Origin of the sequence: Herminiimonas sp. KBW02 (assembly GCF_003852535.1) — a bacterium.
GTDB lineage: Bacteria > Pseudomonadota > Gammaproteobacteria > Burkholderiales > Burkholderiaceae_D > Oxalicibacterium.
Genome location: NZ_QAJP01000008.1, coordinates 353,350 through 368,870 on the forward strand (window position 1 = coordinate 353,350; position 15,521 = coordinate 368,870).

Sequence of the window (15,521 nt, forward strand, 5' to 3'; positions counted from 1 at the left end):
CTGACTTCAAACTAAAAGGCCGGGTCCATAAGACCCGGCCTTTTTTATTTGCACTTTGATTTATCGCGCTAGACCGCCTTGGCCGTGCGCAGCTGCGCAATACGAGAGGCATCATAGCCCAGCACTTGCTGCAAAATTTCATCCGTATGCTCACCTAACAAAGGCGCTGGCGTCACCACCGCTGGCGACGCCGACAGCTTGATCGGCATCCCTACCGTCCAGTACTTGCCACGCTGTGCATGGTCGACTTCGATATACATTTCGCGCGCATGCAAATGTTCATTCTCTGCCAGTTCGGCGGTAGACAGTACCGGGCCGCAAGGTACATCGATTTCATTCAGCACTGCCATCAGTTCACTCTTGGTGTACTGCGCAGCAAAGCCGTTCAATATCGCCCACATCGCCTGCTGATTGGCGCGACGACTATCGATGGTGGCAAAGCGTGGATCTTGCAGCAAATGTTCACCACCCACCAGCTTCGCCAATGCCGGCCACACTGCTTCCTGCACCACGACATACAGATATTCTTCCGCACCACCGCGTGCGCACCACAGCACATTGCCCAACTGACCGCCGCCGGAATCATTACCGCCACGCGGCACTGACAACAATCCTTCGGTCGGTACCGAGTACTCGGGCAATGGCCCGCTCTGCAGACGCTCGTGATCGCGCATCTTCATGCGTATCAGATTCAGCACGCTATCCATCATTGCCACTTCGACGTACTGCCCTTCACCATGTTGCACCCGATGATGCAGCGCAGCCAGTATCCCGATGACAAAATGCAGGCCGGTACCGGAGTCACCGACCTGCGCGCCGGACACACACGGCGGACCATCGCTGAAACCAGTGGTCGCCATTGCGCCACCCATGGCTTGCGCGACGTTTTCATAGGCTTTGAAATCGGCATACGGGCCGCTAGAACCGAAGCCTTTGATCGATGCCATGATGATCATCGGATTGATCGCGTGTACCCGCTCCCAGGTGAAACCAAAACGATCCAGCACACCAGGGCCGAAGTTTTCCATCAGCACATCGCACTTGGTCAGCAAGTCGGCAAAGATGGCCTTGCCTTCATCCGTTTTCATATTCACGGTGATCGAACGCTTGTTGCAATTCAGCGTACCGAAATAAAGACTGTCGACACCCGGGATGTCGCGCAACTGGCCGCGTGTGATGTCGCCTTGTGGCGGCTCCAGTTTGATGACGTCGGCACCCATCCATGCCAATAGCTGTGAAGCCGAAGGACCAGCTTGTACGTGTGTCATATCCAGAATGCGAAGACCTGCAAGCGCTTTACTCATAGTGCTTCCTTTAATTCAGTTCAAATTGGGAAATCCAGGCCACTCATTCCAGCAAGATAGCCTGTGCCGGGTGACAGCATGTTTGCGTATCTGCATGTGCTGCCCATATTTAATAGGCATCAGCTATTGCCACGCATGTGACCAGCCCGGCAGCCGCCATGACCATGTCATTCGGCATGCCCAGCATTTTGAACTGTTAAATAATTGGCGGAAACTGTATATTTACGTCGTTTTCAGCCAAACTGCTTTACTTCCACGCCCATGACTATCCAGGTTGCCATCCTCGCCTTTCCCGGCGTGCAATTACTCGACATCGCAGGCCCTGCCGATGTGTTCATGGAAGCGGCGCGACAACTCAATGACGCGTCTGCCTATCGCGTGCAAATCATCGGCACCGAACCAGGCCCGTTCAAATCTTCGTCCGGCTTGTCCGTCACACCGGATGCAACGCTGCAAACATACAGGGGCAGCATCGATACGCTATTGGTAGCAGGCAGTCCGGATGCCGACGTCATTACAGAGAACAGCGCACGCGATGCATGGCTGCGCAAACGTGCGAAGAACGTGCGTCGCATAGGCTCGGTTTGTACCGGCGCATTGATACTCGGGATGGCAGGCCTGCTCGAAGGTAAACGCATCACCACACACTGGAACAGCGCAGAAAAACTCGCGGCCATGTTCCCGCAGACAGAAGTCGATCCGGATTGCATCTACCTGCGCGATGGCCAGCTCTACACCTCGGCTGGTGTTACGGCCGGTATGGATCTGGCATTGGCGATGGTGGAAGAAGATTACGGCCGTGAACTGGCGCTCAGGGTCGCGCGTGAAATGGTGATGTTCGTCAAACGACCGGGCGGCCAATCGCAATACAGTACACACCTGGCAGCACAACAAACAGAAGGCTCGGCAATCGGCCACATACAAGCATATGTGCTCGCCAATTTGCGCGCTGATTTGTCAGTGCCCGCACTGGCAGAACGTGCACGCATGAGCGAGCGCAGCTTCTCGCGCATCTTTAAAGCGGAAAGCGGCAGCACGCCTGCTTCCTTCGTCGAAGCAGCCAGGCTGGATCAGGCACGTCGCCTGATCGAAGAACAAAAGCAGCCATTGAAGCGGATAGCGCAACGCTGTGGCTTCAGCAGCCTGGATGCGATGCGTAAAACGTTTATGCGCAGGATTTCTGTCGGCCCGGCCGAGTACCGACGACGTTTCGCCGACAAGGAATAGCGTCCGGCAACATCTCGCCAAATGTCGTTTTTCAGCCATTTCATCCAATGGCTATTTTTTACTCATAGTTCATTTACAGCCACATCTGCGCTCATGTAATGACGCGCTCCCACCTTCTACGGACAAGCCAAAAATAGGCGTGGCAATGCCTTTCCATACTGTGCAGAATCGTTTTCGAACCATCCGATAAGCGCCTTGCAGCTGCTCCGCAGACGTCTTGTTCAAGTGGTGATTTTTATCTGGAACGGCCGCTTTCAAGACTAGCTACCGAAAATGCCAATCCAGCCAAGCAAACGATTAAAAGGAATGCATATCATGAGTAAGCCATTAGACGGCATCAAGATTATCGATTTCACCCACGTCCAGGCGGGCCCTTCCTGCGCCCAGCAACTGGCATGGTTTGGTGCCGACGTCATCAAGGTAGAACGTCCGGGTTCCGGCGATGCAACGCGCACTTCCCTGCGCGACATTCCGGATGCCGACGCGCTGTACTTCACCATGCTGAACAGCAACAAGCGTTCACTGACACTGGACACCAAAAAAGCAGCAGGCAAGGACGTGCTGGAAAAACTGATTCGTACTTCGGACATCATGATCGAGAACTTCGCACCTGGTGCGCTGGATCGCATGGGCTTCACCTGGGAACACATCCAGAGCCTGAATCCGCGCCTGATCCTGGCATCGGTCAAAGGTTTCAGCGATGGTCACTTCTATGAAGACCTGAAAGTTTATGACAACGTGGCACAGGCAGCAGGCGGTGCCGCCACCACCACTGGTTTCTGGGACGGCCCGCCGACCATCAGCGGCGCAGCACTGGGTGACAGCAACACCGGCATGCACCTGACCATAGGTATCCTCGCGGCACTCCAGCATCGCCACCTGACCGGACTCGGTCAAAAGGTTGCGGTCTCCATGCAGGATGCAGTGTTGAACCTGTGCCGCGTCAAGCTGCGCGATCAGCAACGTCTGGAACGCACCGGCGTACTGGAAGAATATCCACAGTACCCGCACGGCACTTTCACCGACGTCGTACCACGCGGTGGTAACGCAGGTGGTGGTGGTCAGCCAGGCTGGATACTGAAGTGCAAAGGCTGGGAACAGGATCCGAACGCTTACATCTACTTCACCATCCAGGGCACGGCATGGGAAGCAACTGCACGCGCGATCGGCAAACCTGAATGGGTCAACGATCCTGCGTATGCGACAGCCAAAGCACGGCAAGACAAGATCTTCGATATCTTCGGCTACATCGAAACCTGGCTGGCAGATAAAACCAAGTTCGAAGCAATTGAAATCCTGCGCAAATTCGACATTCCTTGCGGCCCGGTCCTGTCGATGAAAGAAATTGCGTATGACGAATCGCTGCGTCGTAGCAAGTCCATCGTCGAAGTCGAGCATAAGGTGCGCGGTAAATACCTGACCGTTGGCAGTCCGATCAAGATGTCCGGTGCCACAGTGGAAATCACAGGTTCGCCGCTGCTGGGCGAGCACACCGATGAAGTGCTGGCAGAGCTGGGGTACTCGGCAGCGCAAATTGCCGAGATCCATAGCGCTGAAGCAGTGTAATCAAGTTGAGCTGATCCACGCAAAAGCCCCGTTACTACGGGGCTTTTTATTTGGCTGGAAATATCAGCGAAAACACCGTTAACCCGTCTTTTGCACTGCGTACCGCCACCTTGCCGCCATGCAAAACCATAATGGATTGCACGATCGCCAGACCGAGTCCGGCAGAACTTGCCGTATTGGTACGCGCCGCATCAGCGCGGTAAAAGCGCTCAAATAAATGCGGTATATGCTCGCTCGCTATGCCAGGACCAGGGTTAACTATACGTATGGTTGCACCGTCTATCCTGGTCTCGCCATGCAATGAAATAACTTCTCCGGCCGGCGTATACCGGATCGCGTTCGCGACCAGATTACCGAGTGCACGTCGCAGCAGGATGGCATCAGCATATACCTTGCCCTGCGCGTGGACCACAATCCGCACACCGGTTTCTTCTGCCAGGCCTTCAAAATAATCGGCAATGCGCTGCAATTCTTCCGGCAGCGAAACGGGAGATTTATTCATCACCACATGTGTATGTTCGGCGCGCGCAAGAAACAACATGCTTTCCACCATCCGCGCCAGCCGTTCGTACTCCTCCACATTGGAGATCAACAATGCCTGATAATCTTCAACGCTCCGTGCCTGCACCAGTGCAACCTGGGTCTGCACCATCAGATTATTGATCGGCGTGCGCAAATCATGCGCCAGATCGGCAGAAAACTGACTGAGTCTTTGGAAGCTGCTATCCAGCCTATCCAGCATCGCATTGAAAGCCTGAACCATGTCATGCAGTTCTTGCGGCGTCGATGCGATATCGAGTCGCTTATCCAATCTGTGCGCGGTAATGGAACGCGCTTGTGCGGCAATCAGACGCAGCGGACGCAAACCTCGTCGCACCAGCAGATATCCGGAAAAGGCTACCAGCAAGGTCCCGACTAATGCGGCTATCCATACTTCTATCCGATACGCCTTCAGCAACTCCATCCGGTCAGAAGCAGTGCGTGCCACCACAATCAGTATCTGTTCACCGCTATTCAGTTTGCCTTTGCTCGCTATCGCACGTGCAGCCAGGCCGCTGGAAGTCCACAGCAAGGTAATCGCGCGCTGATCTGCCGTCATATCAGCGGGCAGCACCGAGATCACGGGCAAGCTGCCCTGGTCCGGGTTGGTATGCAGAATGAGCTTGCCATCCACCTCCTTCAGCATGACGATCAGGCGGTCGTGACTGGCCGCGGCGTCCAGAAAGTAATGCGGGTTCGCTCGTATAGCTGCGATGCTGGCCGACTCTTCAGCCAGATGACGCATTAACGTAATTTTTCCGATCAGCTCCTGATCATCGCGATACTCAAGCTGACTAAACAAGGAACGATAGAGGTAAGTGCCAACAGCAGAAAAAGTCAGAATGGCAACCAGGAAAAAGAGCAAGCCGATCCGACTCGTCAATGACATATGCTGTATCAGTTTCATTCCCCCGCCTCCAGCACATAACCTATACCACGCACCGTCTGTATCAACTTGTAAGCATGTGCATCATCCAGCTTGGCACGCAAACGGCGTACCGCTACATCTACCACATTGGTATCGCTGTCAAAGTTCATGTCCCATACCTGTGAGGCAATTACAGAGCGCGACAATACTTCACCGCGACGCTGCGCCAGCAGGTACAGCAAGGCAAATTCCTTGACCGTCAGATCTATACGCTTACCATCCCGTGTTACCCGACGCTTCAAGACATCAATCTGCATATCGGCAATTTCAATCAAACCCGATTCGCGTGCCGGACCACGTCTGAGCAAGGTACGCACACGTGCAGTCAGCTCCATAAAGGAGAAGGGTTTGACCAGATAATCATCTGCGCCCAACTCCAGGCCTTTTACCCTGTCCTCCACTTCGTCACGCGCGGTGAGAAACAGGACAGGCGTATCGCGCGTTTTGCGTAATTCACGTAGCAAATGCCAGCCGTCATGTATCGGCAACATCACATCAAGGATGATCAGGTCATAGCTTTCGTGCACAGCCAGGTGCAAACCGTCGGCGCCGTCCTGTGCCCAATCGACCACGAAGCCAAGCTCGGTCAACCCTTTACGCAGGTACTCACCTGCCTTGCTTTCATCTTCCACCAACAGAATTTTCATACTCCGTCTCCTGCCGTAAGTAAATCGCCATTCTCACTTTTGCGAATGGCGGTGTGGATTACAAATTTGTAATCGGCTCGTCATGTTTCTGTGCGCACCGGTTTTCTACACTTCAGTCAACGATACGGAACAGGCAACGACGGCAAGCATCAGCAAGCTGCAACGCATCACGTATCGCAGAAGGTTTTAACTATCAATTTATCTGTTGCATCACCCGGGCCTGTCACGCCCATTTAAGGAGATATCAAATGAAAACCACCCACAAAACCCTGATCGCCATGCTGACTGTCGCTACCGCATCCAGCCTCGCCGTGATCCCGTCCGCACAGGCTGCCCACCCTAACGATTCGGCTTATCCACCGGCCCAGAAGTCCAACGCTCCGGGCAAGACGCGCGCAGAAGTGAAAGCCGAACTCAAGCAGGCCTACGAGCAAGGCAGGTTGCCGGTGATTGATAGCAATTACCCGGTACTGAAAGATGCCAAACAACCGAAGACCCGCGAACAAGTGAAAAAGGAAATGGAACAAAGCAAGCGCAGCGGTGAAAGCGGACGCCTGATGCAAGAGCTATATAGTGGCTAAGCATCCGCTGCTATCCACCCACAGTGTCAGGCCATGGGGGCGTATCTGCATGCGGATACGCCCCCGCTTCATTCCTCAACAGCCGGACGCTATTTACCTTCCTCTCTCCCGCCACAGTTCATCGACCACCGTGATGTCTTCATCTCCTTGCGGTGCGACATACTCTTCCAGCAAGTAAAGCGGTCTATGCTTGCTCTCTATAAAAAGCCGCCCCAGATACTCACCGATGATGCCTATCGCCATTAGTTGCAGGCCACCCAGGATCATCACTGTCACGATGAGTGTCGGAAAACCCTTGACCGACTCGCCGATCAGCAAGGTTTTGACAAGAAAATAAAAGGCGTAGAGAAATGTAATCCCGGCACATGCCGAACCCAGGTAAGTCGCTATTTTCAAAGGGGCAACGGAGAAACCGGTAATCCCTTCCAGCGCAAAATTCCAGAGCCGCCAATAGCGCCACTTGCTATTCCCGGCTACGCGCGCATCCCGGTTGTACTCCAGCGTCACCGTCGGATAGCCTATCCATGCAAACAAGCCCTTCATAAAGCGATTCTTCTCTTTCAAAAGATTGAGGGCATCGACCGCACGCCGACTAAGCAAACGAAAATCGCCGACGTCTTCTGGCACCGGCACCTCACTCAGACGATTGATGACACGATAGAAAGCGTGCGCTGTTACCTTCTTGAACCATGACTCGCCATGACGCTGCAGACGGCGCATATTGACGATATCGGCGCCGGATAACCATGCGTCCAGCATCGCCGGTATCAGCTCGGGCGGATCCTGCAGATCCGCATCGATAATGATGACGGCGTCCCCGCTTGCCAGATTCAGGCCTGCACTCATAGCCTCTTCCTTGCCAAAGTTGCGCGTAAAGCGGGCCACACCGACTTGCGGATTAAGCGCCCTTATCTGCTGCAAGATATGGGACGACTGATCGGTACTTCCATCGTCCACATAAATGATTTCCCAGGTATGGCGAACCTGCGCCAGCACACGCTCCAGTCTCGTGTGAAAAAGCGGCAATACGTTTTCTTCATTGAACAGGGGAACGATCACTGTCAGCTTGTACAACGACCATCTGTTCTCATCGATACTGTGTATCGGATGCAAATGAGGAAGCAAATTTTCCATCTGTATCTCTTTATATTTTTCAGACACAACATTGCCAATCCCGCGCAGATTTTCCGCGCGCACGATTTGCATACGAAGATACGACAAGCGTTCAGGCCAGAGAAAAACTGGCCGACATGCCGTTTAATTTTCGAAAAATGTAGTTCCGCAAGATCCGCTCGGAAATACCGGGCGGATTACCGGATCATGAAAGAAAAATACGAGGAGGACGGAATGGTGCGCCGGAGGAGGCACATGGGATGACGACAGTCTTCCTGCAAGACTCAGGCGATTTCGCTGCCGGCAGGAATGCCAGAACTGAATTCATAGCAAGGAAAAACTGCAGGTGATTAGCGGCATGCAGCAACTCATGTTCGATTGCGGAAGAACTGCTGGCACTGGTATCACTTGCCGCAGGCATATCATGCAGGGATGCGTACTCAGCGGTTGCCGAATCAGGAATGATATTTACACTGTGCTCGAGATCGTGGGTCAACCAGTTGGAATGATCGCTCCATAAGCCAACGTTAGTCATGAATGCAAACATGACCAGGACGGCAAAGGCAAAATATCTCTTAAGCGACATATCCACGATTTTGAAAAGTGAAACTTTATATGAAGCAGCATTCTAACCAGAATCAGGCAACTAACGCTATGTTATCGAACCCGCCACCTACCCTACACGCATATTTAAAAAGCTATCCGCCTTCTTCCCGCATCTTGCTGCGGTATCGTCCCGGCGACATTCTTACATAGCGCTTAAAGAAACGCGCCAGATGTGATTGATCAGCATAACCACAGGAAAAGGCGATATCGATCAGCGAGAAGTGTTGATCACGCAAAAGCAGCTTCGCTTTTTCGACGCGCAACACTTGCAGATATTGATTCGGTGTCGCCTTGGCGGTACGGCCAAACCTTTTAAAAAAACTGGTTCTGCTCATACCCATCGCAGCAGCCAGCTCCGCAATGCGAAAACCGCCCTGCAAGTGTTCCTGAAAATAATCATGCACCCGTTGCATCTGCGCTTCAGATAAAGGTGCGTGCACATCATATGTTTCCGGTGCACTGTCCTGGCTTGCGTGATTTGCAATGACATGCGCCACTGCCGCCCAGGCTATCTGACCGCCGCTTAGTCCATTTTCTTTCGCTTCATCTATCATAATTTTGCAAACTTACAAAAAAACGCAGTCAATAAAAGCACTCAGGCGCACGGCAAGTGTTCAAAGCTTGAAACAGGCCAGGAATATCAAATACGGCTTGCGCGCAGCACGATCACACTAAGTGGCCGTGTATCGGATAAGCCGCATATCGTCGAAAGACTGCCCGAACCAAGACTACCCAAGCACAACTTTGATGCATTGCACCAATTTATTTTCATTGCTTTATGAACAAGGAAAAAATGGCGCTCACTGCATCTTCCATGCTTCAGCCAAAGCGTCAGCGTGAATCATTGTCCAAGATCAGGTTCAGGAAATATTTGACAATCATCCAGCAAAAGAACAATCGTTCGGAAATCTATCCGAATGGAAACGTCGGTGCTTGGAAGGGGTATAAGTGCCTGTCAGGCGATGGGTGAACGTCATGCGCCTACATGGAAAGCATTGGCATCATTAACTTTCCAAAAAAAACAGCTGAAAAGATTGCTATCACCGCATATTTATTGCAGCGCAATTAATTATAAAAAAGGAAATTTCATACAACTATTTTTGTATCTACATACAATGCAATAAGAGTAATCTCTTATACTTGGCAATCAAGGCCATGTTCTTGGAACGATCATTCAAAAATTGCAATATCTAAAAACCTTTGAAACAAGGGAACGTGAAAGAGTAGGTCAAGCAAAACAGCATATATTGCACTGCAACATATTAATTTTTTATTAAGAACATGCATCTAAAGCCGTGAAATTCAGATACTGGCGCTTCCGGTTTTTCCCCTTCTCATCGCTACGCCGTTATGTATACCTATTGATGAAGTAAACACATGACGACGACGCACGCGTGATTTGATCGTCAGCGCAACTCTTGGTCACATTAAGCGGACTGACGAAAATAATTCAGAACTCTTTCCCTATTGCATGGTCTTTAAAGTAGGCCATGCATCTGCCATCTGCGTCCTTCCTGTCGTACTCCCCTTAAAAAGACGCCCTGATTTATTGATGTTTTCACATGAAAACATCATGAAGAAAGTGTTGCCCAAGCGTTCCTCTAACTAGTTTGGCAACAATGGTCTGTGCCTTTCATCGCTGAAAAATTCTGCTAAATTGAAATCAATTTATCGTCAATTGACGCGTTAGCGATCAGAGGAAAAAGCAATCGTAAGCAACTTGTTTAAACGCAAGGGCAGCCACAAAAAATAACTTCTTGATCCACGAGTCGCCCATGATTGAAATACTTACATCCGAAGACCAGCGTTCATCATTTCCCCTGAATGCGTCATCCCCTGTCGGCCATCACGGGCTTGCGCGCACAGTCGGAAAGCCGGCTCGTTTTGAATTCTTGCAGAATGAAATTTCCATCTTCCCTAGCCTGAACGACACGCGCACAGTGGTTCGCAGCAGCGACGGCCTGGGATGGGAAAACATGTTTGCCACCCTCACGCAGGCCACTCCGCTGGCAGAATCAATTGAGCCTGCCAGCTACCTGTTCTTCGCAGTGCCTATGCAAAACCTGGACCTCGCCATCCAGATAGACGGCCGCACACACAAAGCGGAAATGGCGGCGCATAGCCAGGGCATCATTGCGCCGGGCGTCAGATATGAGCTGAACTTACTTCAGGCCTGCGATATTTTTTATCTCTATATCAAGAACGATGTATTAACAGATGTCGCCAATGAGGTGTTCAATAAAAGACTGGATGAAATTGATCTGTATTCACCGCTGGAAGAAACCGACGTCAGCATTCAACATCTGTTAAATGTATGCCTGCACATGCTGGAGGAAACACCAGACAGCAGCTTTCGCAGCGATTACATTGCAAGGGCGATCGTCGCGCAGTTCTATTCCAGACACACGCAGTTACGCGATACACCGCGGGTACACGACAGCACAGTGCCGTTCTCCCGGGCGCAGACACAACGCATCAATGACTATATGCAGGCGCATCTGCACGAGACTTTCCAGATTGCAGATGTTGCCGCCAGTATTGGCATGAGCAGAACCATCTTCTTTGAACGTTTTGTGCACACGATCAAAAAGACGCCGAATCAATACTTGCAAATACTGCGCGTTAATCGGGCCAAAGAGCTTTTACACCATCAGCAATTATCTCTGGCTGATATCGCCTCTGCTTGCGGCTACGCAGATCAGTCTCACTTCGCGCGCTTTTTTAAACGCTTTGTCGGACTCACACCTGGTAAATACAGAATCGAAATTTCATCGTAATGCGAAACAGGTCATCGCCTATGCCATCTTAACTAATACTAAAAGTCACGAGGTTTAACCATGAGTCTTCCATCCGCACACCGCACTTACGCCAGTCAGAGAGACATTCCGCCTTTCCCGCTCGCACACAAGCGTAAGCGTCGCTCCGAATTCCTGCGTGCAGAAGCTGCACCGCAATCCAGGGAAACGCGTGAATTAATCGGCAGCAGCGAGGGGCTGGGCTGGTCCGGCATGCTGGGCTTGCAGGCACGTCCGCACCCGATGGAAAGAACCGTGCTCCCTACTTCCCATTTGTTTTTCGCCGTCCCGTTGCAGAATCAGCATCTGATGATAGAAATGGATGGCCGTACCTATGAAGGTGAACTTAGCGCCAACAGTCACGCCATCATTGCGCCTGGCGTCAAATACGCATTGAACCTGCTGGATTCTGCAGATCATTTTTATCTGCATATCAGGAATGAGGTACTGGTCGATGTGGCGGATCAGATCTTCGGAAAACGACTGGATGAAATCGATATGTATTCGCCCTTGCAGGAAACAGATAAAACCTTGCAGTCTCTGTTGAGTACATGCATGCACATGCTGAACGAACCGCAAGACAGCAGCTTCCGTAGCGACTACATTGCACAAGCGATCATTGCCGAGTACTTCGCAAAACATACACAATTACGCCAGACGCCACGTGTCGCCGAGAGCAAGATTCCGCTGTCCCGCGCACAGGTCCAACGCATACATGATTATATGCAGGCGAATTTGCATGACAGCTTCCAGATTGCGGATATAGCCGCCGGCATAGGCATGAGTCGCACGATCTTTTTTGAGCGCTTCGTTCATACAATAAAGAAAACGCCCAATCAGTACCTGCAGATAGTGCGCGTCCATCGTGCCAGGCAACTGCTGCAAGACAAAAAGCTATCCCTCGTAGACATCGCACTCAGCTGCGGCTACGCTGATCAATCACATTTTGCCAGCTCCTTCAAACGCCTGGTCGGACTGTCACCGAGCAAGTATCGCGCTGAGATTTTCTAAAGTCTGCCCCTGCGGATTCCAGCAATACGCCGCCGACCATACCGCCAAAAGTCACGCCCCACAAGGCTACAGCGAGATACACCATCGTACGCAGGGTGCGATCAACCAACAAGCCGCTCACCACCAGTCCCGGCAGTGATGCAATACCAAATACCAGCAGTACCAGATCCATGCGATCAGCCAGGCTGGCATCATGTAAGTGAAGAGGATGTTGTGTGCCAGCACCCACAAGGCCAGTACTGCCAGCACTGGCCGCATACCTGGTGTGACAAAAACCTGCCTGTTATATCGCTTCCCCGGCACCGGCAAACTGGATACCTGGTCCTTCAGTCGCAATGGTGAACCTGTCGCTATAGACCTGCCCGCGCACATGATGAGCAATTCGCCGGATCCGCAAGTCAGCTTTGCCATACATGGCCTGAGCCTGCCCTGAACCCGCTAAAATCCTATGACTATTCCGTCTCACGTGTCGTCTGCTTCTGCGTTTCTATCGCGATAAACAAACGTGCACCAGCGCGTTGTATTAATAGTGCCGCCGCGCCATCGGCTACACCGACGCCTTCGGCCAGGCCTTGTATCGTACTCACAGTACGCCCATTTACCGCCATGATCACATCACCCACCTTGACCCCGGCGCGTGCTGCCGCTGCGTTGATCTGCTGCACCAGCAAGCCGCCATCTATGCGCAATACTGCCTGCTCCTGCGGGAACAGCGGACGCACTACCAGTCCCAGCGGAGTCGGCAGTTCAGGCTGTATTTTGGGCGCAGGTGCAGCATCGAAACGATCCGGTACAACTGTCAACAACAAGGCGGAACGTTCACGCCATACTTTCAATACTGCGCTATCCCCGGGTGCCAGATCGGCGATGTATATCAAGGCATCGGCAGACTGAATCACATCCCTGCCCTTGACCTGCAAGATCACGTCACCTGATTTCAGGCCGGCGCGATCTGCCGCTGCGCCGCGTTCCACATAGCTGACCAGTGCCCCGGCCGGACGCGGCAAATGAAAGGATTCCGCCAGCGGCTGGCTGACTTCCTGCACGCTCACACCGATACGACCACGCGTGACGGCGCCCTTATCCTGCAGCTGCTGCTTGATGCGCATCGCAGCGTCGATGGGAATGGCGAAAGATAAACCCTGGTAACCACCGCTATTGCTATAGATACGTGAGTTGATACCGATGACTTCGCCGTATTGATTAAACAAAGGGCCACCGGAATTGCCCGGATTGACCGGCACATCGGTTTGCAGGAAAGGAATGTAGTCAGCGCCCGGCAGGATACGACGCGTGGCGCTGATGATGCCGGCGGTGGCTGAATTACTGAAGCCAAAAGGTGAACCTATCGCCAGCGCCCAGTCGCCGACCTCGGCATGATCAGGATTACCGATGCGTACCGTCGGTAATCCTTGCGCATCTATCTTCAGCAAGGCGACGTCTGCGACGGCATCGCTGCCGACCAGGCGCGCCTTGAATTCCCTGCGATCCGGCAGCTTGACGCTGATCTGCGTACCGCGTGCCACCACATGCGCATTGGTCAGGATATAGCCATCACTGCTGACGATGAAGCCGGAGCCGAGGCTGCCTTCGTCATTCGGATTCTGCGGCGTGCGCAAACGCTGTTGCGTCTGGTCACGTGCCACACCTATGTTCACCACCGCCGGGCCATATTTGCGCGCCAGCGATGAAAAATCAGGCGCACTCCACAATGCACCATTCTGCATCCCGCCGCATGCACTGAGCATGAGTGTGGATGCCATCAACAGGCAGAGCGCGAGTCTGGACATCAGGTTTTTGCAGCGAAGCTCAGGCTGAGTTGCAAGACCATAGGCTGGCGCATATCACGTGGTGGCGGCTCGGATAAGGATTGGGTCGTCATCAGTGTACGTAAATCAGCATCCGCCTGTGCCTGTCCCAATGACGCAAATTCAGTGCGCGAAATCTTGCCATCAGGCGCGACCCATACCTTGACCACCAGCGGCGGCGGCAATGGTTGCCCTTCCTGCAACATGCGTTGCTGCATCCATTCGTGCAGGCGTACTACCGCATCATTGGCCGGATCGCTAAGCCACGCTTCCAGTTGATTGCCGGCCATTTGCGCGTAGCTGATCCAGTGTTGCGGCACTGATTGCGCCATTGCGGTTTGCACCATGACGGGTGCGGACGACACGGTTAAACCGACGCCGACTATGCCCATCATTTTGAGGACATGCTGGAATGCGCGTTTAGCCACGCCTGGCTTTTCGTTCACGGCAGCTGAAGTTTGTTCTTGCATAATCTTTCCATTCATATCAAATCCTGAATCCGGGGCGGCCTGCACACACCATCGTGCTCAGCCGCAAATAATTCCTACCGATAAAGTCGCTGCACGCGCGGCAGGTGACTGCGTCGCCCCTAGTTGGGCGGCATCACTTTCTGTAAATGGAATGCCGCCATCACGCAGGAATTGCTTGATCTGTGTAATACCAACCGCACGCACCAGGCTGGATCCGGTCGGCACACCTGCCGCCGCGGCCCGGCTCAGCATGGTGCTGGAGACCACACCCTGGGTCGACGATCCCGCTGCCACCCTCGACACCACTACGCCGAGCACCAATCCTGCACCGCCTATTACGGCACTGCCACTGGCTCCCGGCTTGACGCCTGATAACAATTGCATGCCGTCTTCACCTGGCACTGTGATCGCATTGCTGACAAGCGTCGCGCGTCCGGGCAAGCGCTGCAGCACGCTGTACGCTTCAGAAAACACGCCGACACTGCTACCGCTGCGCGCTTCTGTTTGTGCCAATGTCGCGCTCAGATAGGGCTTGAGCGTGGTGCGCAATACCGCCAGGTCCAGTTCCTGGCTCGCCAGTTCCAGCTTCGCTTCCACCACGCGACCGTCCTTGACCGCATATATCTTGTTACAGGCGGCTACCGCATGGCGTGCTGTCAACACATCACCCGCGGCATTCAGGAACACGCCGCTGGCATGGGTATCCAGCGCGGTCGGCATATCCGGTACCGCCTGTAGGATCAACGGCGTAAAAACCAGTGGCACAAACGCCAACGCCACCCGGATGCGATGCATCATGGGTGGCTCCGGCCTGCAGTAATCTCGCGCTTCAACACTTACTCATATCCTTCTTCCCTGACGCCCTGTCTGATGCACGAGGCATAAGACAGGGCTCACCATAAGCAAGACGGAAATCGCGCGCTTC

The 15,521-nt window shown here is 53.0% G+C and carries 16 protein-coding genes; 6 read left to right on the forward strand and 10 right to left on the reverse strand.

Features of this window, described 5'->3' with window-relative positions:
• Positions 1-68 precede the first annotated feature (68 nt).
• The gene (gene frc / locus DBR37_RS14930; protein ID WP_124575266.1) at positions 69-1,304 is read right to left on the reverse strand and encodes a formyl-CoA transferase; all 1,236 of its coding nucleotides are present in this window, start codon (positions 1,302-1,304) and stop codon (positions 69-71) included.
• A 261-nt stretch (positions 1,305-1,565) separates the two neighbouring features.
• Here frc (DBR37_RS14930) and DBR37_RS14935 point away from each other — a divergent pair, with 261 nt between their 5' ends.
• Together DBR37_RS14935 and frc (DBR37_RS14940) are read left to right on the forward strand one after the other, a co-directional pair.
• Positions 1,566-2,531 carry a GlxA family transcriptional regulator gene (locus DBR37_RS14935; RefSeq protein ID WP_199739131.1) on the forward strand — a complete coding sequence of 322 codons (966 nt, stop codon included), beginning with the start codon at positions 1,566-1,568 and terminating at the stop codon, positions 2,529-2,531.
• Between the two features lie 315 nt (positions 2,532-2,846).
• Positions 2,847-4,097 (forward strand): formyl-CoA transferase, encoded by a 1,251-nt coding sequence (gene frc, locus DBR37_RS14940; RefSeq protein WP_124575267.1) that lies wholly within the window; start codon positions 2,847-2,849, stop codon positions 4,095-4,097.
• A 46-nt stretch (positions 4,098-4,143) separates the two neighbouring features.
• Here the strand turns inward: frc (DBR37_RS14940) and DBR37_RS14945 are convergent, their stop codons facing one another.
• Positions 4,144-5,544, reverse strand: a complete 1,401-nt coding sequence (locus DBR37_RS14945; protein ID WP_124575268.1) for a heavy metal sensor histidine kinase — start codon at positions 5,542-5,544, stop codon at positions 4,144-4,146.
• Positions 5,541-6,212: a heavy metal response regulator transcription factor gene (locus DBR37_RS14950; RefSeq protein WP_124575269.1), complete on the reverse strand. Its 672-nt coding sequence runs from the start codon at positions 6,210-6,212 to the stop codon at positions 5,541-5,543. The genes DBR37_RS14945 and DBR37_RS14950 overlap by 4 nt, the downstream gene beginning before the upstream one ends.
• Positions 6,213-6,460: 248 nt before the next feature.
• Between DBR37_RS14950 and DBR37_RS14955 the strand changes: the two genes are divergently transcribed.
• Entirely contained in the window at positions 6,461-6,793 is a 333-nt protein-coding gene (locus DBR37_RS14955) for a DUF4148 domain-containing protein (RefSeq protein WP_124575270.1), read from the forward strand.
• Between the two features lie 93 nt (positions 6,794-6,886).
• On the opposite strand, the gene DBR37_RS14960 is transcribed toward DBR37_RS14955, so the two are convergent.
• The 3 genes from DBR37_RS14960 to DBR37_RS14970 form a co-directional block, all read right to left on the reverse strand.
• On the reverse strand, positions 6,887-7,927 hold the full coding sequence (locus DBR37_RS14960) for a glycosyltransferase family 2 protein (RefSeq protein ID WP_124575271.1): 1,041 nt from the start codon (positions 7,925-7,927) through the stop codon (positions 6,887-6,889).
• Between the two features lie 184 nt (positions 7,928-8,111).
• A complete protein-coding gene (locus tag DBR37_RS14965; protein ID WP_233588407.1) occupies positions 8,112-8,492 on the reverse strand; it encodes a hypothetical protein in 381 nt (126 codons plus the stop codon).
• Between the two features lie 112 nt (positions 8,493-8,604).
• The gene (locus tag DBR37_RS14970) at positions 8,605-9,066 is read right to left on the reverse strand and encodes a helix-turn-helix transcriptional regulator (protein WP_124575273.1); all 462 of its coding nucleotides are present in this window, start codon (positions 9,064-9,066) and stop codon (positions 8,605-8,607) included.
• A 1,221-nt stretch (positions 9,067-10,287) separates the two neighbouring features.
• On the opposite strand from DBR37_RS14970, the gene DBR37_RS14975 reads away from it, so the two are divergent.
• Positions 10,288-11,289: a helix-turn-helix domain-containing protein gene (locus DBR37_RS14975; RefSeq protein WP_124575274.1), complete on the forward strand. Its 1,002-nt coding sequence runs from the start codon at positions 10,288-10,290 to the stop codon at positions 11,287-11,289.
• A gap of 60 nt (positions 11,290-11,349) precedes the next feature.
• Positions 11,350-12,318 (forward strand): AraC family transcriptional regulator, encoded by a 969-nt coding sequence (locus DBR37_RS14980; protein ID WP_124575275.1) that lies wholly within the window; start codon positions 11,350-11,352, stop codon positions 12,316-12,318.
• Here the strand turns inward: DBR37_RS14980 and DBR37_RS14985 are convergent.
• On the reverse strand, positions 12,266-12,490 hold the full coding sequence (locus DBR37_RS14985) for a hypothetical protein (protein WP_124575276.1): 225 nt from the start codon (positions 12,488-12,490) through the stop codon (positions 12,266-12,268). The genes DBR37_RS14980 and DBR37_RS14985 overlap by 53 nt on opposite strands.
• Before the next feature lie 36 nt (positions 12,491-12,526).
• On the opposite strand from DBR37_RS14985, the gene DBR37_RS14990 reads away from it, so the two are divergent.
• A complete protein-coding gene (locus DBR37_RS14990; RefSeq protein WP_124575277.1) occupies positions 12,527-12,751 on the forward strand; it encodes a hypothetical protein in 225 nt (74 codons plus the stop codon).
• Positions 12,752-12,770: 19 nt separating this feature from the next.
• Here the strand turns inward: DBR37_RS14990 and DBR37_RS14995 are convergent, their stop codons facing one another.
• Genes DBR37_RS14995 through DBR37_RS15005 form a run of 3 tightly spaced genes read right to left on the reverse strand, consistent with a single transcriptional unit; the run spans position 12,771 to position 15,394 of the window.
• Positions 12,771-14,108, reverse strand: coding sequence for a trypsin-like peptidase domain-containing protein (locus DBR37_RS14995; RefSeq protein ID WP_124575278.1), 1,338 nt, complete (start codon positions 14,106-14,108; stop codon positions 12,771-12,773).
• The gene (locus tag DBR37_RS15000; RefSeq protein WP_124575279.1) at positions 14,108-14,611 is read right to left on the reverse strand and encodes a YbaB/EbfC family DNA-binding protein; all 504 of its coding nucleotides are present in this window, start codon (positions 14,609-14,611) and stop codon (positions 14,108-14,110) included. The genes DBR37_RS14995 and DBR37_RS15000 overlap by 1 nt, the downstream gene beginning before the upstream one ends.
• Positions 14,612-14,653: 42 nt before the next feature.
• On the reverse strand, positions 14,654-15,394 hold the full coding sequence (locus DBR37_RS15005) for a serine protease (RefSeq protein WP_124575280.1): 741 nt from the start codon (positions 15,392-15,394) through the stop codon (positions 14,654-14,656).
• Between the last annotated feature and the right edge of the window lie 127 nt (positions 15,395-15,521).